Origin of the sequence: Shewanella abyssi, from assembly GCF_023284025.1 — a bacterium.
GTDB classification, from domain to species: domain Bacteria; phylum Pseudomonadota; class Gammaproteobacteria; order Enterobacterales; family Shewanellaceae; genus Shewanella; species Shewanella abyssi.
Map to the genome: position 1 here is coordinate 87,218 of NZ_JAKIKR010000009.1, position 20,310 is coordinate 107,527.

Consider the following 20,310-nt stretch of genomic DNA (forward strand, 5'->3'; position numbering starts at 1 on the left):
AAGCTGGGTCAATATTGAAATAGAGCGCTTAGCATCAATGCTAAACGCTCTATTTGCTAACATACTGAGTCGCTTTTAGTTTACTATTCGAATACTTAGGTCCAGCCCTCAATTGAGTAGAGCTAATGTCTGACGCTGCTGTACAAAAAACAACACCACCACTGCTTCAAGCAAGAGTTATCGACACAAATCGAGCACTTGAAGAGAAAGGCCTGTTAAGAAAACGAGTTAAGGTAATGCTTGATTCTGAACATGCTAATTGCTTCGAAGTGGATGATTTACCCTATATCAATTTTAGCAGTAACGATTATTTGGGCTTGTCCAGATCGACCAGAGTCATTGACGCTTTGCATGAAGGTGCAAAGGCTTATGGCGTTGGCAGTGTATCGTCACCCTTAGTTGTAGGGTATAACCAGTCACACCGACAACTTGAGCGAACACTCTGCCAAGCCACTGGCCACGAAGCCGCATTGCTGTTTTGTTCCGGTTTTAGCGCCAATAATGCATTGATGAAAAGCCTGTTTAATGACACCGATACTGTATTAGCCGATAAGTTGGTACACGCCTCGGTCATTGATGGATTACAAGATAGTGGCGCTGTGCTTAAACGTTTTATCCATAATGATTTAGTCTCAGCAAATACACAGTTTGAGCACCACTCTCCCTGCGCCTTAGTCACCGAAAGTGTATTTAGCATGGATGGTGATATTGCACCTTTAGCTGAGTTATCAGCATTGTGTCAACAACATAATGCTTGGCTTATTGTTGATGATGCACATGGTTTTGGTGTTGTCGGCGAAAAAGGACTTGGGGCCACAGCACTTGCTGGTGATATTAATATCGATGCACAGATCGTCACCTTTGGAAAAGCATTGGGTGGCCAGGGCGCAGCCATCCTAGGAAGTCATCAATTAATAGACTACCTAGTTGCAAATGCGCGTCATTACATCTACTCAACAGCCTTGTCTCCTGCCAATGCAGCGGCTGTTAACGCTGCGGTTGAAATACTTATTGAACAGCCATCACTAAACCAACAACTGCAGCGAAATATCGATTGTTTCATCGAGGCATGTCAAACAAACAATATTGCCTTAACAGGCTCTATCACTGCTATTCAACCTATTATTATCGGTGAGAGTACCAGAACCCTGGCGATTGCAAAACGGTTGAAAGAACATGGTTTCTGGGTCGGTGCAATAAGGCCGCCCACTGTCGCTCAGGGAAGTGCCAGACTGCGAATTACATTAACAGCAGAGCATTGCCCAGAAGATATTCATGCATTTGTTGCCGTACTTGCTGATATTTTACAAGACGATTAAAGCGCTTGTTTGTCAACATAATTTCAATCTTCCATAGCGCTTAGGATCCAACGTCGTGAAAACAGCGGTAAACCAGTTAAATATTGACGTCGCTAATCGTTTCTCAGCGGCTGCATCTTCATACCATTCACATGACATTTTACAGCGAATCGCGGCAAAGCATCTGTTTGAGCTGATGTCGCCTACTCAGCCTTTACTCGATCTCGGCTGTGGTCCCGGCACTTCATTTACATGTTTCAACCATATTGACGATGTTATTTGTGTCGACATTGCACAAGGAATGCTGCGCAGCCTTAAAAAAGATTTTCCAGCTCATAAGGTGCTCTGCGGTGATGCACAAAACTTACCCTTGCTGGACTCCTCAATAGCGACGGTTTATTCCAATGTTGCACTGCAGTGGTGTAATAACCTCGAGCTTGCGGTAACTGAGGCCAATAGAGTCCTCAAAGTCGGCGGTGAGTTTAATGCCAGCATTGTTGCCGAAAATAGTCTGTATCAGCTGTCAGATCTGAGATTAAACGTTAACCGCTTTAAAAGTGAAGCAGCGATACTGAATTGTTTTAATCAAGATGATTGGCAAATTGAACAGGTAGAGACGCGTGCGATTACAGTATATTTTGCTGACTTTAAGTCGTTACTGCAGTCAATCAAAGGTGTTGGTGCATCTACAGTCGAGGTGAAAAGCCAGCTTAATCAACGCCACGTCACATTGAGAGGGCGAGGAGATTGGCAAAAATTGCTTAATAAGGCAGAGTTAAGCCGCGCCCCAGAGGGGCTTCCCTTGACTTATAATATCAGTTTTATCAAAGCGAGAAAGACGCGTTAATAAAGGCTGAAAAACCTTGGAGTATGCATGACTTATTTTGTAACCGGGACCGACACTGACTGCGGTAAAACCTTAGTGTCTTCAGCATTGCTAACGGCAGTAAAGGGTGAAACCGTAGGCTTTAAACCTGTCGCGTCGGGGTGTGAGCAAACCGAACAAGGCCTTCGAAACAGTGACGCGCTAGCACTGATGGCAGCATCAAGCATAAAGCTTCCCTATGAGGATATTAATCCATTTGCCTTTTTAGCGGCAATTGCACCGCATATCGCAGCGAGTGAGCAAAATATCTCGCTGTCGCCTAAAAAAATTCAGGCGCAACTTAATATGGTGCAATATCTAGGGGCTGACTTTGCCCTGGTTGAAGGTGCTGGTGGTTGGCGTCTACCCTTAGGTGATGGGCATTTTATGTCTGAAGTGGTGCAAGCAATGCAACTGCCGGTGATATTAGTGGTTGGTATGAAACTAGGCTGCTTGAATCATGCATTATTGACTGCTGAAGCGATTGAGCGAGATGGTCTTGTCATTGCCGGTTGGGTGGCGAACCAAGTTGACCCTGACATGGCTAACCAACAAGAGAACCTGGCCTCATTACAGCAGATGATGTCAGCACCGTTTCTTGGGCATATTCCCTATCTAGAGAACGCAACGGCAGCAGAAGCCGCAGTATACCTTGATGTAAATTTGCTTAGTTAATATATCCTTAAAGCATTCAACTGCTCGCTATTTTAGCCCCTTAGCCCCATCTTCAAGTAGGATGGGTATAGATGATGCAATAATGATCATTGTCTAAAGGGCTATCCCTCTGTTAAAAAAGATTAACCTGCATATCGTTCTATTTTGGGACTATTTAAGATTAGATTAATAAAAACTCCCTAAAATCACAGCCTCTGGTAAATAAAGCGATCGTCTAAGATAAACGCAGTTGCACTGTTTTTTCTTTGAACCCCTTGAAATTGAAAATTTAGGACATATTATGTCTCTAACAATATTTATCAGGAACGTATGTATCCTACAGGAGCTTAAATGAAGCGTATATTTTTACTGATTGCTACCAATATGGCGATCTTATTAGTGGCATCAATCGTGATGTCTATTTTGGGTGTCAATACTTCAACCATGGGCGGCTTGTTAGTGTTCGCGGCCATTTTTGGTTTTGGCGGCGCATTCATCAGTTTGGCTATCTCTAAGTGGATGGCAAAGAAAACCATGGGTTGTGAGGTTATCACCACGCCGCGAGATAATACTGAACGTTGGTTGGTCGAGACCGTTGCTCGCCAAGCCGAGCAAGCTGGGATTAAAATGCCAGAAGTGGCTATCTATCAGGCGCAAGAGTTTAATGCTTTTGCAACGGGTCCAAGCAAGAATAACTCCTTGGTTGCCGTGAGTAGTGGTCTTCTTTATGGGATGAACCATGACGAGATAGAAGCGGTACTCGCTCATGAGATCAGTCATGTCGCTAACGGTGACATGGTAACGCTGACGCTTATCCAAGGCGTGGTGAACACTTTTGTTATTTTTGCTGCACGTGTGGTTGCTGGCATTATCAATAATTTTGTCGCGAGCAATGATGAAGAGGGTGAAGGCTTAGGTATGTTCGCTTACATGGGCGTTGTCTTTGTGCTTGATATGTTGTTCGGTATCTTGGCATCAATGATAGTGGCGTACTTCTCTCGTATCCGTGAGTTTAGAGCTGATGAAGGTGGCGCTAAGTTGGCCGGCAAAGAGAAAATGATCGCCGCGCTCGACCGACTTCGTCAAGGGCCAGAGACAGGATCTATGCCTGCTCAAATGTCAGCGCTGGGTATAAATGGTAAGAGATCAATGTCTGAGTTATTGATGAGCCATCCACCACTCGAAAAACGAATTGCCGCTCTGAGAGTGAGTTAATTCATCTTTAGCTAATGAAACGGATTCGGAGGGAAAACTTCCGAATCGTCTTTTTAACAGTCAAAATCAAGATGATAATTGAACACTTGTGGTCTTTCATAGCGCGAATGAACGGTAGAATTTGATGGAGCGCACATTTTGGTAATGGCCACAATGATATGATCTTCAAACTAAATTAGTTGCGAATTTGTGATTCCTTAGCTAACTTAAGCTAGGTCGTGCTAATAATATTGATCGCAAGATGGAAATATACCTGACTGATAAAGTTTCCACTATGCGAACATCTAATGAGGATACAACTGTGAGCAAAAAACTATTAAGTGCAATCTTTGGTGCGGCTATCGCAGCACTAGCATTATCTCCTTCTGTTTTCGCTGAAGGCCAAGAGCTGGCTGAAATGCATTCTGAAATGGACGGCTGTGAAGCGTGTCACGCTGACGGTTCTCCATCTGCAGATGGCGAATATGAGTTCGAACAGTGCCAATCTTGTCACGGTACGTTGGAAGAGATGGACGCAGTCCATCAGCCACACGATGGCATGCTAATGTGCGCTGATTGCCATGCGCCTCACGAAATGAACGTGGGTGATAAGCCAGCATGTGACAGCTGTCATGATGATGGTCGTACTGCAGAATCAACACTTAAGTAACCTAAACCGTTACCGATAAAAGCCAGCTTTAAGCTGGTTTTTTTGTACCCATAATTTGAACTAAATGTGAATTTTGGCAAATATTGCTGCAGCTTTGGGCAAATTCAGACGATTTAGCCTCTTAGCCAATGGTGATTTTTTACTAAACCCATCAAAACGCCTACCTCTTAGTGAGTACTTTAATGTGAACTTTATCAAACACTTGCGTGATTGTAGTGCACAGTACTGCACTCATGTTGAACATTCTGTCAGGGAATGTGGGAAGTGTGGTTTTTTATTTAATTAAAACAATTGGTTATATAGTGGCATAGGTTTTGCGATGCAATTGGCATGAGTTAATACCTAGGAAAGCGAATCATGCCAAGCTGTAAAACGACCTGTGCGTACTGTGGGGTTGGCTGTGGAATTACAGTTAATAACCTTAATGAAAATGACACTATTAGCTTTTCGCAGCATCAAACTCTGACGGTTACGGGTGATAGTGAGCACACGGCTAATTCGGGTGACTTATGCGGTAAAGGCCTCGCGTTAATCGACAGTTTAGATATTCCCAATAAACTCTTGTATCCACGTCGACAGGTTAACGCTGGCATAGATGACAGCTATCAAAACATTAGTTGGCCGGCCGCTGTCGCCGAAATAGCGGAAAAATTTAGCAGCGCCATTGCTAAACATGGCCCCGATTCTGTTGCATTTTATCTTTCGGGTCAGCTGCTCACAGAAGATTATTATGTCGCTAATAAATTGGCCAAAGGTTTTTTGGCTACCGCAAATGTAGACACTAATTCCAGGTTATGTATGTCGTCTGCGGTGAGCGCCCATATACGAGCGTTTGGTGAGGATGTTGTTCCAGGTTGTTATGAAGACCTGCAACTTAGCGATGTCGTCGTATTAGTCGGTGCGAATACTGCTTGGACGCATCCGGTACTGTTTAAGAAAATACTTGCTGCTCGCGCTGAGCATGGCACTAAAATAGTGGTCATCGATCCACGTCTAACCGCCACGGCGTCGCAAGCGGATCTGCATCTGCAGCTTTCTCCTGGTTCGGATCTTCACTTGTTTAACGGTTTACTCTGTGCGATAGCAGATAAAGGTCAATCGAACCTTGAGTATATAAATAGTCATACCGAAGGATTTGAACAAGCGCTTAATAGTGCCCGTGAAGACGGTGAAACCCTTGCCGACATTGCTCATCTTACTGGACTTGAAGCCAAGCAAATTGACTATTTTTACGCGCTTTACCAACAAGGCAATAAAGTGGTTACCGCTAGCAGCCAAGGGGTTAATCAGTCAACTTCTGGCACAAATACCGCCAATGCAATCATTAATTGTCACTTAGCCCGCGGGGATATCGGTCAAGCAGGCTGTGGCCCTTTATCGTTAACAGGTCAACCCAATGCGATGGGAGGCCGTGAAGTGGGCGGCTTGGCAACCCAGTTAGCCTGCCACCTTGGATTTTCAGAGCCTGAGCGGCAGTTAGTCGAAGCGTTCTGGCAAACAACAGCGCTACCAACATCAACAGGGTTAACAGCGACTGAGATGTTTGCCGCTATGGCAAACGGAAAAATAAAGGCTGTGTGGATATTGGGGACTAACCCCGCAGTTTCAATGCCTGATACACAACTCGTCAAAAGGGCACTACAACAATGTGATTATGTAGTGGTTTCCGATATCACCGCTGACACCGATACCGCAAAATATGCCGATGTGCTTTTACCGGCCCAGGGTTGGTCAGAAAAGTCGGGAACCGTCACTAACAGTGAGCGAACCATTAGCCGCCAGCGAGGCTTTATTCAGCCTCAAGGAGAGTCAAAAGCAGATTGGTGGGCGCTGTGTGAAGTCGCAAAAGCACTTGGGTTTGCAGCGGCGTTTGCATTTAAAGACAGTGCCGATATTTTTAATGAATATGCTAGGTTAACAGCAAAAGTACAGCAGCAATTTCCACATAAACAGTTATCACTAGCGGGTTTATCTGACCTAAGCGCTAGCCAATATGAGCAACTTTTACCCACACAATGGCCTGTGACTGACTTTCAGTCGGTTGGCCAACGAAATGTGCGTCTATTCTCCCAAGGTCAGTTTGCGACTCCAAGTGGTAAAGCTCATTTTGTCGAAACTCGATTATCTAAGGACGGTAACAGTCAAACCCCGATGGGCTCTGACGCTTTGAGCCAAAATCAAGTGCGCTTAAACAGTGGCCGTAGCCGCGATCAATGGCACACAATGACAAGAACCGGTCATATTGAGCAACTAGCAGCATCGCACTATCAACCAGAATTGATGCTGAATACTCGAACGCTTAAAAAGCATGAGTTGGAGCCTGATGGCTTGGTGGCGATTAAAACCGATAATTTAGCACAACCACTTATCGCTCGCGTTGTTATCGATGAGTCACTACTGAAAGATACAGCATTTCTTTCAATGCATTGGTCGACGCAATTTAGCAAAAGTGGTGGCGTAAATAAGGTCGTTAAAGCTACGGTTGACCCTTTCTCGAAGCAACCAGGTTTTAAAAACCAATGGGTGGAACTGCAACATCAACAGGTGGTGGAGCAAGGGATAGAGTGGGGCCAGCCTTTAGTCGATACTGACCGACTATGTTGGGATGTAAAGCAGCAACTGCGGGGTGGCGTTTGTCGCCATATTGCGGCGGAGTCCAATATTTCAGCATCGATGATGGCAGCTGAACCTCATAATAAGTTGCCCTCACAGCGTGTTTTACGGTGGCGAGAACACGACAAACTGATCCACTGCACTATCAATCAAGGTAACCTCAAAAGCTTACTTATCACAGCTGAACACGCGCTAGATATTGATGTTAACGCAATTCAATTGTTCATTAATAGTCCATTTAACCCACAATTTATTAAACACTTACATCAGCTATTACGAGCGGGCAGCAGTAAAGTCGTCTGCGCCTGTACTGGAGTGACAGAGAAAGACATTGAGCAGCAGATGTGTGCAGATTTTGATGGTGGCGCGACCACTATCCCTTCGATCGTCGATGCAGTGCAGCAAAAGCTAAAATGCAGTGCTGTGTGTGGCAGTTGTTTAAACCAAGTCAAAGATCTTGCCAATGCAGTTATTGCTGACAAACAGAAATCTAACAGGGAAGTCGCTTAATGAAACTCAATCAAATAGCCAGTATAACGCCATTAATGGCTGAAGGTGTTTTGCTGATGCTGCAGCGAATTAATGACTCTATTTGTGCTGATGAAGCTAATTTTGTGACCATTGTCGGTGCGGGTTGTGGCGATATCGACATGCTAACGATTAAGGCGGCGAGAGCGATTGCCACCGCAGAAGCGATTGTGTACGACAATTTGGTCAGTAAAGATATTTTGCAGTTAGCCTCTGATGGTTGTGAGATGTATTACATGGGGAAATGTTTTGCAAAACTCAGTGCAACTCAAGAGCAAATAAACCAGAAGCTGCTGCAGTTAAGCCAACAAGGCAAGGCGGTTACTCGCCTTAAGGGGGGAGATCCTAATGTGTTTGGTCGAGGCTCTGAAGAGGCGGTATTTTTGGCTAAAAACGGCGTAAAAAGTACATTTGTTGCAGGCGTTACCGCCGCATTAGGCTGTGCAGCCAGTGCGGGCATCCCCTTGACCCATAGAAAGGTGGCTCGGTCGGTAACGTTTGTGACCGGACACCTTTGTGATGATACGGTAATTGAGTGGGCGGGATTGCTGGCAGCCAGAAGTACCATGGTGTTTTACATGGGTAAAGAGAGGGCGGCCGAGATTGCACATGGGTTATTGCAAGCAGGTGCAAAACTCTCATTACCCGTCGCTTTCATTAGTAACGGTGCACGAGAGAATCAATCGATAGTGAGCACATCGGTGCAAGATATGGCTGACGTTGCTACGACCATCAGCGTCGACGGCCCAACATTGTTGATTGTTGGAGAGGTGGTTGGTATTGGGCAAGAACTCAGCCAGTTGTTGCTTGCTTGCGATATCAAAAGCGATAGTAAATTTGATAGTAAATCCGATGCCGAGTGCGATGTGTCGGAGCGTGCATATGGATGAGCAAAACCAACAGCTCATTGGGGTGTCTGAGCCTGCAGAATATCGACAGCTTATTAAAGTGCTGGCTCGAGGTAAAAAAGGTTCTCGGTCATTGACCTTAATTGAAAGCTTTCAGTTAGTACGAGGTTTTTACGACAAAATAGGCACAGTGACACAGCTCAGTGTGGCGGTAATGTTGATGCGGGTAAAGGGAGAGGTGGCAGCAGAAGTCGCGGGCACGGCACTTGCGCTGCGTTCAACCATCGATAACCAATGGCAACAGCTGGACGTCGATATTGACTGGCCTTGCTATGGCGCAAAGCGCGATCAGCTTCCCTACTTGCTACTTAGCGCCAAACTGTTGGCAGAAAATGGCTATCGGATCTTACTGCACGGCGACAATCGGGTACTTCCTCATCGGCAACATATTGCGCACTTCATTGAAGCGCTAGGGATTGTTAGTGTGTCTTCTGCGGCTGAAGCGCAAGTCGCGTTAACATCATCTGGGATCTGTTATGTCAATGGCGATGTATTCTCATCTCTTGTAAGCTCATTTACTGATATTCACCAAGAGATGGGTCTAAGGAGTCTTTTTCAAAGTGCTATCCGCTGTATAAACCCGACAAATGCCAACCTTAGTCTCAGAAGTTATTTTCATCCAGGCTTAGATGAGACCCATATACATGTTGCTAAACTCATGGCTGAAATTGAGCCAACGTTAGGTAAAACGACGGTGGCGATATTTAAAGGCTACCAAGGAGAGTGTGAGTTAAACCCGAGGTCGAGCGCTAGTATCAATGTTGTAAAGCGCGAAGGGGTTAGCCAACTTGAGATCCCAACGCAACTCAATGCATTAATCGGCAGCAAGGCGCAAAAGGAGGAACTTCAAGCGCAGTGGTTAACTGAGCTTTGGCATGGTGAGCAGAGAAATGGTAACGGTACTGGTCACTCAACGGAATCACTTAGAGCATACAGCGCTGTACTCACCAATACTGCGGTACTACTGATGTTAACAGACTCTTCCCTCAGTATTGATCGCGCTAAGATGTTGGCGGCTGAATATTGGATGAGCCGAAGAACCTATTCTGTAAGTCAAGACACTCATTTTCTCAGCGACGCGAAGGCTGTTGATTCTACACTACAGCATCCATGTTTTGTTACTCATGTGGAGGTGAGCAATGCGCATATTGACCCTGTTTGAATTTACTGACCGAGAGCCGTTATTAAACCGCGTTGCTAAGTCCAATATTGAGCTCATAAAGCTTGACTCACTATCGGCGTTTGAACGTTTTTCGCTAAAAACAGACAGTGATATTGTGCTGCTATGCGTGGAGTCTATTACCGCAACCCACGTCAAATTCATCGAGCGATTAATGCGGTTTGCGCCGCTACCACTCATCATTACCTCAAAGAGTGCAGAACTCTCAGACATTGCTGCGCTTTTACACTGTGGACGAGTGACCTATATACCGCAACAATTTGATTTTGAACGTCTCGATAAGATTATACAGCTGGCATGCATCCGGTTTACCACGGCAACTCAACTGCTCAATAAACTGACGGAACTTGAGCAAAGTATTGATGAGCAAAAGTTAGTTAATGTCGCCAAGCAGCAGCTGCAACAATCGGGATTATCAGAAAGCGATGCACATACAGCGCTGCAACAACAAGCGATGAGCAGTGGCAGGAGCTTGGCCAGCATTGCGGCCAATCTTTGTCATAGTAGATGAGTTCGCCACATTGCACCCAAATAACCACCCGCTAACCACATTGGTGCAATTGCACCGTTCAAGCTATTTTTATTTCGCTTTTATTGTTTTGCTGCGAATGACTTTATTGTTTATTAACAGTGGCTTATTGGATATATTTGATTCAATGTAAATTGGCATACTCTCTGCAATATAGAAAGAGAAGTGAAGAGAATAGAACAATCAGTTTAGATAGCTAACAATTTGAATTTTTTGGCAAAGGCGCCATCTCCTGCAAAGGAGATTGGCGCCTTTTTGTTGGCAAAAAGCCAGTGTGGATAGCGAGAGGGGCGATGTATGAAAACAAGTAAACCCAAGTTGGTCATTGTGGGAAACGGCATGGTTGGCCACCATTTTGTAGAGCAGTTATGTGAACAGCAGCTGAGCCAACACTATGATGTAGCGGTCTATGGTGCCGAAAAAATAGCGGCATACGACAGAGTGCAGCTGTCGAAATACTTTGCTAGCGGCAGTGCTGAAGAACTGATGTTAACCACACAAGCAGATTATGAAGCTAAAGGTGTCGAACTGCATTTGGGTCAGCAGGTTTCCCATATTGATACTGCTAATAAGCGGCTAACGGTTAATGGCCAGCAAACCCAGTATGACAAACTCGTACTGGCCACCGGCTCCTATCCGTTTGTACCGCCCATAAAAGGCAATGATCGTCGTGACTGTATGGTCTACCGCACCATTGAGGATCTAGAGGCGATTGAGCAAGCAGCGCTCAATGCCAGCTCTGGGGTGGTGATAGGCGGAGGATTACTCGGGCTTGAGGCGGCAAATGCATTGAGTGCCTTAGGTCTTGAGACTCATGTGGTTGAATTTGCGCCGCAGCTGATGTCCGTGCAGCTAAATGACAAAGGCGGTGAGCTACTAAAACAAAAAATACAGGCGCTAGGGCTGGGTGTGCATTTAAGTAAAGCCACTGAAGAGATCGTCGATGGGGAGAGTGCCCAGCATCGGCTTAACTTCAGTGATGGCAGCTTTTTAGAAACTGACATGATTGTGTTTTCGGCGGGTATTCGTCCGCAAGATACATTGGCAAGAAGCAGTGATATCAGTGTTGGTGAGCGAGGTGGGATCGTGATTGACGATAACTGCCAGACATCTGCCAAAGATGTGTATGCGATAGGCGAATGTGCCTTATGGCAGCAAAAGATATTCGGCTTAGTTGCGCCGGGATACCAAATGGCAAAAGTGGCCTTGTCACAAATTGCGCAGCAGATGCCAGAGCGAGTGCAGGCTCCTTTGACATTTACCGGGGCAGACATGAGCACTAAGTTAAAATTACTTGGGGTCGATGTCGCCTCTATCGGTGAGAGCCGAGGTTTTGCAGGCGCACAATACGTTGAGTTGAGCGACCTGCAGGCAGGGGTTTACAAAAAGTTATGGCTTGATGAAACAGGGCTTTATCTTCGCGGCGCCGTCCTTGTGGGTAATGTTGATGAGTACAGCCATTTATTGAGTCAGTACTTGTCAGGCGATGCGCTTGAGGAGCCAGCGGTAACCCTATTGCTGACCGATGAGTCAGCACCTTTAACACTAAAAGATAACGCCATAGTGTGTTCCTGCCATCAGGTGACCAAAGCCGATATTGTTGAGCAGGTGATCGCCGGTAATCATCAACTTGCTGAGATAAAGAGTTGTACCAAAGCGGCTTCAGGTTGTGGCGGGTGTTCGGCACTTGTACAACAGATCATCGATGACACCATGCAGGCCCAAGGCTTAGACACAGAATCTGGGATCTGTTGTCACTTTGAGCATGATCGCCAGGCATTATTCCACCTGTGTCAGGTTGAAAATATACATGATTTTGAACACTTATATCAGCAACATGCCAAAGCGAATGCCTCGCCACTGGGGCTAGGATGCGATATCTGCAAACCCGTTGCTGCGTCTATTTTTGCCACGCTAGAAAACCAATACGTGCTTAATGAAAAGCATGTCGCCCTGCAAGACAGTAACGACGCCTACCTCGGTAATCTACAAAAAGATGGTAGTTATTCGGTGGTGCCAAGGATCGCCGCCGGAGAGATCACCCCTGATAAGTTAATTGCCATGGGGCAAGTTGCCAAACGATATGATCTTTATACCAAGATAACCGGAGGTCAGCGCATCGATATGTTTGGTGCACAGCTTGCAGATCTTCCGGCTATTTGGTCAGAGCTGATAGCACATGGTTTTGAGACTGGGCATGCCTATGGAAAGTCGCTGCGTACGGTCAAATCATGTGTCGGCAATACGTGGTGTCGCTATGGCGTTCAAGACTCTATGGGGTTAGCGATTGCGTTGGAGCATAGATATAAGGGTCTGCGTTCTCCGCACAAGATCAAGTTTGCTGTGTCGGGTTGCACCAGAGAGTGCGCCGAAGCGCAAAGCAAAGATATAGGAGTCATTGCGACCGAAAAAGGCTGGAATCTGTTTGTGGGCGGTAATGGCGGCATGCGCCCAAGGCATGGCGATCTATTTGCCACAGATCTGTCCACAGAACAGTTAGTCCTGTACATCGACCGTATCTTAATGTTCTACAGCAAAACCGCAGCGCGTTTACAACGAACGTCGGTGTGGATGGAGTCACTCGCGGGTGGGCTTGAGTATTTACAGTCGGTGATTATTGATGACGCATTAGGCGTGAATCATGCGTTAGAGCTGCAGATGGATAAAGTCGTCGCCAATTATCAGTGTGAATGGAAAACCAGCTTAGAAGATAAGGTCTTTCTACAGCGTTTTAGTGAGTTTGTGAATCCAGAAAATGCCCCCGCTAGCACTAAAAAACAGTATCAATATCAACGTGAACAGAAGTTTCCAATAGCGTCTGATGTGCAAACGTTTACCGAGATAAATCGCAGTGGATCAGGCGCCGGGGATATCGCTATCACCCTGCTGGATGAAGAGGAGGTGTTGGTATGAGTTGGGTCAATATTTGTGAGGAATCGCTGTTGCCAGCAAGAAGAGGTGTTGCAGCATGGGTCGCTGGCAGGGCCGTGGCGGTATTTAACTTAGGAGAGGCCGGAATATTCGCGATTGATAATATTGATCCCGCGACTGGGGTTAGCGTGCTTTCTCGAGGATTATTGTGTGAACTCAATAATGAGCTGTACGTTGCATCACCCATCCATAAACAGCACTACAGCTTAACGACGGGGAAGTGCTTGGAAAATGAATCGCTTAGTGTTGATGTTTTTGAAGTCAAATGTCAGTCAGGCAAGGTTCTGGCTCGTGCATTGGCTCAAGGAGGAGTGCTTCGATGATGGATAATAAAAGTATGAGTCAGGATCGTTTTAATCTATTTTCATTTTCAGGCAAAATGAAAGTGATGCACCTCAGTTGGATGGCATTTTTTATTACCTTTATGGTGTGGTTTAATGCGGCGCCTTTGCTCAGCGTGATTGCCGAGAGCATTGGGCTAACGAATTCGCAAATTAAGACACTGCTGATTCTCAATGTCGCATTAACGATCCCAGCGCGGGTATTGATAGGGATGGTGACCGATAAATATGGCCCAAGATTAGTTTACTCCTTGCTACTTGGTTTTTGTTCAATCCCTTGCTTTATGTTTGCCCTGGGAACCACCTTCGAGCAACTGGCATTGGCGCGTTTTCTGCTGGGGTTTATTGGCGCTGGTTTCGTGGTTGGTATTCGTATCGTCAGTGAATGGTTTCCAGCAAAAGAGCTGGGCACCGCTGAAGGCATATACGGCGGTTGGGGTAATTTTGGTTCCGCGGCCGCCGCCTTCACGTTGCCTGCAGTTGCGTTAGCATTTGGTGGTGCCGATGGATGGCGTTATGCCATCGGCCTCACAGGCCTATTGAGCTTCGGCTTTTCGTTTATCTACTACTTCAATGTGACTGATACGCCCAAAGGTTCAACCTATTTTAAGCCCAAAAAAGCGGGCGCCCTTGAAGTCACCAGTAAAGGCGATTTTGCGTTATTGCTTATTATGAAAGTGCCTATGTATGCCACATTAGCATTGCTGGCATGGAAGCTGTCACCAGCGGGTGTGTCGATGTTTACCGAACAAGTTGTTAATGGCATTTACTTATTACTGATTGCCATCTTTATCATCGACGTGTATCAGACCTATCAAGTCAATAAGCAGGTCTTTACTGGCACAATTCCTCAGTTTGAACGTTATGAGTTTAAGCAAGTTGCCGTGCTCAACGTATTGTACTTTTCAACGTTTGGATCTGAATTGGCGGTGGTGTCTATGTTGCCATTGTTCTTTGCTGAGACATTTGAGTTAGGCCTTGCGCAGGCGGGACTGGTTGCATCGTCATATGCCTTTATGAACTTAATGTCTCGTCCCGGAGGAGGCTGGCTCAGTGATCGTTTCGGCCGTAAATCAACATTATTGATTTTGACCGCTGGGCTGGCGATTGGCTACTTTGCTGTCGCGCAAATTGATGGCACTTGGGCATTACCTTTAGCCATCGTTGTGGTGATGGCGTGTTCGTTTTTTGTTCAAGGTGGTGAGGGGGCTGTATTTGCCGCAGTACCCTTAATTAAACGCCGTTTAACGGGACAAATAGCGGGTATGACGGGGGCTTACGGTAACGTCGGTGCAGTGTTCTTTTTAACTGTTTACTCCATGGTGTCGACGCAAACTTTCTTTTACGTTATTGCGATAAGTGCACTGTTTGGCTTTTTTACCGTGTTCTTGATGACGGAGCCCAAAGGGCATATGGCTGAAGTGAACGAGAAAGGTGAAGTTACTTTGATCAGCGTAAATTAACGGAGTTTACCGAATATGGCTGAATCGGTTGCAGTTAACACTGACCCCAACAATCCCTTGAAGCTTTCAACTGACGGCACTTCTAATGGTGGCTGTTCAATAGATGACGCTATTGCGTCTTTAAAACCAGTGAATGGGTTAATGATTGCTGCGGGTCAGCATTCCGATAAAGGCGTTAAAACGGCTAACGAGGATGCCATTGGGATCCGTATACCAAGCGGACTTATGCTAACGACCAAAGGCGCTGTTGCAGCTATTAGTGATGGCGTGAGTAGCGCCGAAAGTGGCGCCGCAGCGTCGGCGATTAGTGTGAGTAATTTTCTAGCGGATTATTACTCTACGCCGGATCTTTGGTCGGTAGAGAAGTCGAGCACTCAAGTATTAACCGCCCTTAATCGATGGCTTTATGGCTTAGGACAAGACTACCGCGATGCTAGGCGGGGTTATGTGTGTACCTTTAGCGCCTTGGTTTTTAAGTCCTGCCATCTGCACATGTTTCATGTTGGGGATTCAAGAGTATACCGTTATCGTAATGGTATGCTGGATAAGCTTAGCCATGATCACACTAGCCTAGTGGGGCAAAACCAGCAATACCTTGCTCGAGCTATGGGGCTAGATGTCAATGTCGACGTGGATTACAGAATGTTAGCGGTTGCCAAGGGCGATCTGTATTTTCTCAGCACCGATGGTGTGCATGATGTCATCACCGACCTGGAGATTAGGGCGAGGTTGCAGCAACTCTGTCAACATCATGCTTACGAGACAACGAGCAATGGCTTTTCCGACAAAGAGTGCGACGCGTTTTGTACCGCAATGGTAGAGCAGGCGCTGGTGCGTGGCTCCCAAGATAACGCCAGTTGTCAGCTATTACATATCGAGGCGCTGCCGCATAAGAATATTGATGAGGTATATCAAAGCCTGTCAAACCTGCCATTTCCGCCACCGCTCAATACTGGCATGATGCTAGATGGATACCAGGTGGTCGATACGTTACACCAAAGCCAGAGAAGCCAAGTCTATTTAGTCAAAAATGAACAAGATAGTTTGATGTGTATGAAAACACCTTCGGTTAATTATCTAGATGATGCAGCCTACATTGAACGTTTCTTGTTAGAAAGCTGGATAGGCAGGCGTATTAATAGCCCCTATGTGGTGTCGATACTCGAGCGTGACAGAGAAAAGTCGGCACTCTATTATTTAACAGAATATCTTCCAGGACATTCAATTAGTCAGTGGATAAAACACAATCCAACCCCCGATGTACAACAGGTTTTAGGGCTATTAAAACAGCTAGAGGCTGGAGTACGCGCATTTCATCGCAAAGAAACACTGCACCAAGACTTAAAGCCAGACAATTTAATCATAACTAATGATGGCAGGCTAAAGATCATCGATTTTGGATCTTGTTACATCAAGGGTATTGCCGAAATAACAACGCCTTTGCAGCGGGACAAAATATTGGGTACGGCTGAATATTCGGCGCCAGAGAGCATATTGGGCTACCAAGTGACACAAAAAGCGGATCTGTACTCGATTGCGGTTATTGCGTTTGAGATGCTAACAGGACAACTTCCCTTTGGCGGAAAGCAGCAACACTGCAAAACAAAGCGGGATTTTTTAAAGCTGCAATATATTCCCAGTTATGAGATTAACCCGCTGGTACCCATCTGGATGGATAAAGCCCTTAAAAAGGCGCTGAGTACGGCACCTGAGCAGCGCCAAGCAGATAGCAGTGAATGGCTATTTGAGATGACACAACCGCTAAAATCTTGGCAACAATCTGCGGTTAAAGCCCCTCTAATTGATACTCAACCACTGCTTTTTTGGCAATGTGTGAGTGTGTTTTTTGCACTAGTGGCGTTACTGCTTGCGCTATTTTAAGGAGGGGAGTAGGAGTTGTGGTTGAGGCAAGGTTATTATATTGTTGAGTAAATAGAGATCTCAAAGGACGGAGATATATGCAGTACTTATTGTTGGTTGTATGTTTAATTGTTAGTGGTTGCCAAAGTACACAAAAGCAGCGGGTTGAAGCACCGAAAATGCCAACTCCTGATTATCAAGTTGATGTTACTGCATACGAGATCCCAGAGCCCGAAGATTTGTTGACTTTGACCGCCACGCAGATTGAAAAAATTGAGCATTTTATACAGCAAAGTGACATAAGCACATTGTCAGCTAATGATCAGGTTGGCAGATTTGTGGGACAGCGCTTGGTTAACTTTAATTATGAAGGCCAGAATTACAGCGCAAGCACGGCGCTTACACTTAATCGTGGCAATTGTATGTCGCTCGCATTATTAACTTATGCTATTGCTGAACAGCTTAAAGTAGATGTTAACTTTCAAGTTATGCACACTATGCCCATGTTATTAGATGTTACAGACCGTTATGCTGTGACTTCTGACCATGTGAGAACATTCCTCTATGAGCCTTCTTTAGGGAATGAAAGGACATTTTTTTCTGGTAAAAAAAGAATTACAGTTGATTATTTTCCAGAACGATATGATAGAGGCGGTAAAGTCATCGGTAAAGATGAGTTTATTGCCATGTTTTATCGAAACTTGGCCGCGGATGAATTGATAAATAATAACTTGCCGTTAGCGTATCTGTTATTAAAGAAGAGCTTTGATTATAGTCAATACTATGCGCCGTCGATTAACATGATGGCAGTAGTGTTGAGGCGATTAGGTTTTGACAAAGATGCAGAACGCTTGTACCTATATGGACTTGAAGTCTCTGACGATAAAGTAACGCTACTGAGTAATTATCACTACTTACTAGTGCGTCAAGGCCGCACCGTTGATGCGTTAATGGTAAAGAAACAACTGCTAGAGTTGGATGACAGTAGTCCCTATAAATGGTATTTGGTCGCCAAGGACTCTATAGCAAAAGAAGATTACCAGAGTGCAAAAATATATCTCAGTAAATTCATTGATAACACGCATTATTTTCATAAAGCATACTTTGACCTCGCCAAAGTTCACACTAAGTTAGGCGAGACTGAGCAAGCAAAGAGTGCGTTGCTAAAGGCGCTTGACTATGCAGCAGAACCGGTAAATAAACAGCGTTACCAAGCAAAACTTGCTTGGTTAAGATCACGCTAGTTTGGTCTAAATGACAAACTTGGCGTTATTAGCATTAGGCTAAACTGAATGACTTCTTGCTTGCTTGTTGAGTGTGTTGAAGCGTTAATCAATAAACTCGTTATTAGTTATAGTAATTATGTATAACAGCAGCGACAGTGTATTAGATGGCAATCTATAACGCTGTAATCTAAGTGTAATTAGTGTCTACAAATAATAAATCTCATGAACATTAGAATTTCTCAATATTGAATTACTTTCGTTAGTTTATTATCTTAAATATGTATTACACTGATACATACAGGGAAGATTACACGGTAAACATGGAGAGTCAGATGTTTAAAGTTATGCATTGGGTTATGGTCACCCGCTCGCAAATATTAGTCGATTTGCTCAATACTCGATGGCCACAACAGTTTTTAGTCAAAATTCACAATGTAACACCCGATAATATTATCGATAATTTTACTGAAAACAGAGTCAATCTTGTCCTTATCGATCTCTCGAGTGTGGATATTCAGAAAGCCTATCAAATACAAAAAAAGTTGGAGAAAGAGCGTAGTGGGGCCCGAGTTGTTTTTTTGCATTATCCCAAGCAGGTAGATGCTGGTTTTTTAGTACAAAGTAATATCACTGCCGGCGTTTTCTATTCCGGTGCTTCATTAGATACTATCGGTAGCGGTATGGACAAAATAGTTAAGGGGCTAACATCGATTCCTGACGAGTTTAATCAGCAGTATTTGCACAACGTTGCTACGAACGAGGAGCCTGATAGCTTAACTATCCGAGAACGCGAAGTTCTGCAAGTACTGCGTTCTGGGAGTACCAATATAGATATAGCCAATGAACTTTTTGTCAGTGAAAGTACCATTAAAACCCATCTCTACCGTGCTTTTAGAAAAATTGGTGTCTCTAGCCGTGGTCAAGCAATCGCGTGGGCGCAAATGAATATGCATGAAGTTATTCAATAATTAGCCAGACAGGATCAGTAGAGGTACTAAGCTAGATAAACCGACTTCAGGCGCTACATGTAGCGCCTTTTTTGTGCCTGCTAAATAATTTACACTCATGACTATACTGTTGTGTATCTCTTTGGTATGATCGCTGCAGTTTATACTATGAAATCGAAAGAGGTACATATGACTAAAGTTATGCTATTGGCTATTACTATATTATCGGCGACATTTTCTGTGCAAGCGGCTACCATCGGATGTGAAAGAGCGGGTGGAATAAAATGCCAGAAAGTGAATCAGTCCTACAAGCGCGCAAAAGTCATTGTCATTCCTAAGAGTCATCATCATTATCACGCGTATCAATCACCATTGCTTTCGGCATTAGGTTTGGCGATTGTGCTAGATGCTGCTGGCAACGCGGTCACCAACAAAGGCACTAAAGTGGTGGTACTTGGGGAAGGTAATGAGGTTAAAAACGTTTATGAAAAGGATGGTGTTGTTTACCTTATTAAAGAATAAAGCTAACCCGGTGTTAGTTAAATTCTGCTGGGATAATAGAGCTTCTATAAATGAACAAAGTTGACGAGTTTAGACAACAGTTAAAATTTCTAGATCATACCTTGGTGTTGGTCGTAGTGCTTATGTGTTTTTCTGGGTTGATGTTTATGATTAAATCCCAGGGCTCAGAAACCAGTATTTTAACTATGGTGGTCACTCTTTTTTTTGCGTTAGCGCTGTATATTGTCAAGCTGCTTATCGTCGGGTTAAGCCATAGCACTTTAAGCATACTGGATAACCAGCAACAAGTTACCGCTGCTGAAATAAAGCCTCTGAGCTTAGGAAAAGTGAGTAGTTTTGGATTGTGTACTTTTTGTAACGAATATGAAACTAAGAATACTTTGCTTGGACGTCATGTGTGCACCGCTTGCTATCAAATATTTCTAAAAGTAAGAGAGCCGTCAACACCTACGGCATTGAATGTTAAATAATCATTTCGAAAGAAGCGTTGTTTAAAGCGGGATATTACTAGCATCGAGCTTTAATACTATTTCCTGCACTGCGGATAAGCCAAATCAACGGGGGAAGCTGTGTTGTTTTGG

General features: G+C 44.8%; 17 protein-coding genes. All 17 read left to right on the forward strand.

Features of this window, described 5'->3' with window-relative positions; translation table 11 throughout:
• Positions 1-125 precede the first annotated feature (125 nt).
• Positions 126-1,319, forward strand: coding sequence for an 8-amino-7-oxononanoate synthase (locus L2755_RS06285; protein ID WP_248979882.1), 1,194 nt, complete (start codon positions 126-128; stop codon positions 1,317-1,319).
• 55 nt (positions 1,320-1,374) lie between these two features.
• Positions 1,375-2,145 carry a methyltransferase domain-containing protein gene (locus tag L2755_RS06290; RefSeq protein WP_248979883.1) on the forward strand — a complete coding sequence of 257 codons (771 nt, stop codon included), beginning with the start codon at positions 1,375-1,377 and terminating at the stop codon, positions 2,143-2,145.
• Between the two features lie 27 nt (positions 2,146-2,172).
• Positions 2,173-2,838 carry a dethiobiotin synthase gene (gene bioD, locus L2755_RS06295; RefSeq protein WP_248979884.1) on the forward strand — a complete coding sequence of 222 codons (666 nt, stop codon included), beginning with the start codon at positions 2,173-2,175 and terminating at the stop codon, positions 2,836-2,838.
• Positions 2,839-3,168: 330 nt separating this feature from the next.
• The gene (htpX, locus tag L2755_RS06300) at positions 3,169-4,032 is read left to right on the forward strand and encodes a protease HtpX (RefSeq protein ID WP_248979885.1); all 864 of its coding nucleotides are present in this window, start codon (positions 3,169-3,171) and stop codon (positions 4,030-4,032) included.
• A gap of 301 nt (positions 4,033-4,333) precedes the next feature.
• The gene (gene cctA, locus L2755_RS06305; protein WP_248979886.1) at positions 4,334-4,681 is read left to right on the forward strand and encodes a tetraheme c-type cytochrome CctA; all 348 of its coding nucleotides are present in this window, start codon (positions 4,334-4,336) and stop codon (positions 4,679-4,681) included.
• Between the two features lie 357 nt (positions 4,682-5,038).
• Positions 5,039-7,804 carry a nitrate reductase gene (locus L2755_RS06310; protein ID WP_248979887.1) on the forward strand — a complete coding sequence of 922 codons (2,766 nt, stop codon included), beginning with the start codon at positions 5,039-5,041 and terminating at the stop codon, positions 7,802-7,804.
• The gene (cobA, locus tag L2755_RS06315) at positions 7,804-8,712 is read left to right on the forward strand and encodes a uroporphyrinogen-III C-methyltransferase (protein ID WP_248979888.1); all 909 of its coding nucleotides are present in this window, start codon (positions 7,804-7,806) and stop codon (positions 8,710-8,712) included. Before L2755_RS06310 ends, cobA begins: the two co-directional genes overlap by 1 nt.
• On the forward strand, positions 8,705-9,892 hold the full coding sequence (locus tag L2755_RS06320; protein WP_248979889.1) for a glycosyl transferase: 1,188 nt from the start codon (positions 8,705-8,707) through the stop codon (positions 9,890-9,892). Before cobA ends, L2755_RS06320 begins: the two co-directional genes overlap by 8 nt.
• Entirely contained in the window at positions 9,870-10,421 is a 552-nt protein-coding gene (locus L2755_RS06325; RefSeq protein ID WP_248979890.1) for an ANTAR domain-containing response regulator, read from the forward strand. The genes L2755_RS06320 and L2755_RS06325 overlap by 23 nt, the downstream gene beginning before the upstream one ends.
• A gap of 315 nt (positions 10,422-10,736) precedes the next feature.
• Complete coding sequence (gene nirB / locus L2755_RS06330; RefSeq protein ID WP_248979891.1) at positions 10,737-13,352, forward strand: nitrite reductase large subunit NirB; 2,616 nt, start codon at positions 10,737-10,739, stop codon at positions 13,350-13,352.
• Positions 13,349-13,693, forward strand: coding sequence for a nitrite reductase small subunit NirD (nirD, locus tag L2755_RS06335; protein ID WP_248979892.1), 345 nt, complete (start codon positions 13,349-13,351; stop codon positions 13,691-13,693). Before nirB ends, nirD begins: the two co-directional genes overlap by 4 nt.
• Positions 13,694-13,707: 14 nt before the next feature.
• A complete protein-coding gene (locus L2755_RS06340) occupies positions 13,708-15,174 on the forward strand; it encodes a NarK family nitrate/nitrite MFS transporter (protein ID WP_248979912.1) in 1,467 nt (488 codons plus the stop codon).
• A 141-nt stretch (positions 15,175-15,315) separates the two neighbouring features.
• Entirely contained in the window at positions 15,316-17,055 is a 1,740-nt protein-coding gene (locus L2755_RS06345; RefSeq protein WP_248979913.1) for a bifunctional protein-serine/threonine kinase/phosphatase, read from the forward strand.
• Between the two features lie 77 nt (positions 17,056-17,132).
• Positions 17,133-18,278: a tetratricopeptide repeat protein gene (locus L2755_RS06350; RefSeq protein WP_248979893.1), complete on the forward strand. Its 1,146-nt coding sequence runs from the start codon at positions 17,133-17,135 to the stop codon at positions 18,276-18,278.
• Between the two features lie 314 nt (positions 18,279-18,592).
• A complete protein-coding gene (locus tag L2755_RS06355) occupies positions 18,593-19,228 on the forward strand; it encodes a response regulator transcription factor (RefSeq protein ID WP_248979894.1) in 636 nt (211 codons plus the stop codon).
• Positions 19,229-19,396: 168 nt separating this feature from the next.
• Entirely contained in the window at positions 19,397-19,729 is a 333-nt protein-coding gene (locus L2755_RS06360) for a hypothetical protein (RefSeq protein ID WP_248979895.1), read from the forward strand.
• 50 nt (positions 19,730-19,779) lie between these two features.
• Complete coding sequence (locus L2755_RS06365; protein WP_248979896.1) at positions 19,780-20,199, forward strand: hypothetical protein; 420 nt, start codon at positions 19,780-19,782, stop codon at positions 20,197-20,199.
• Positions 20,200-20,310: the final 111 nt, after the last annotated feature.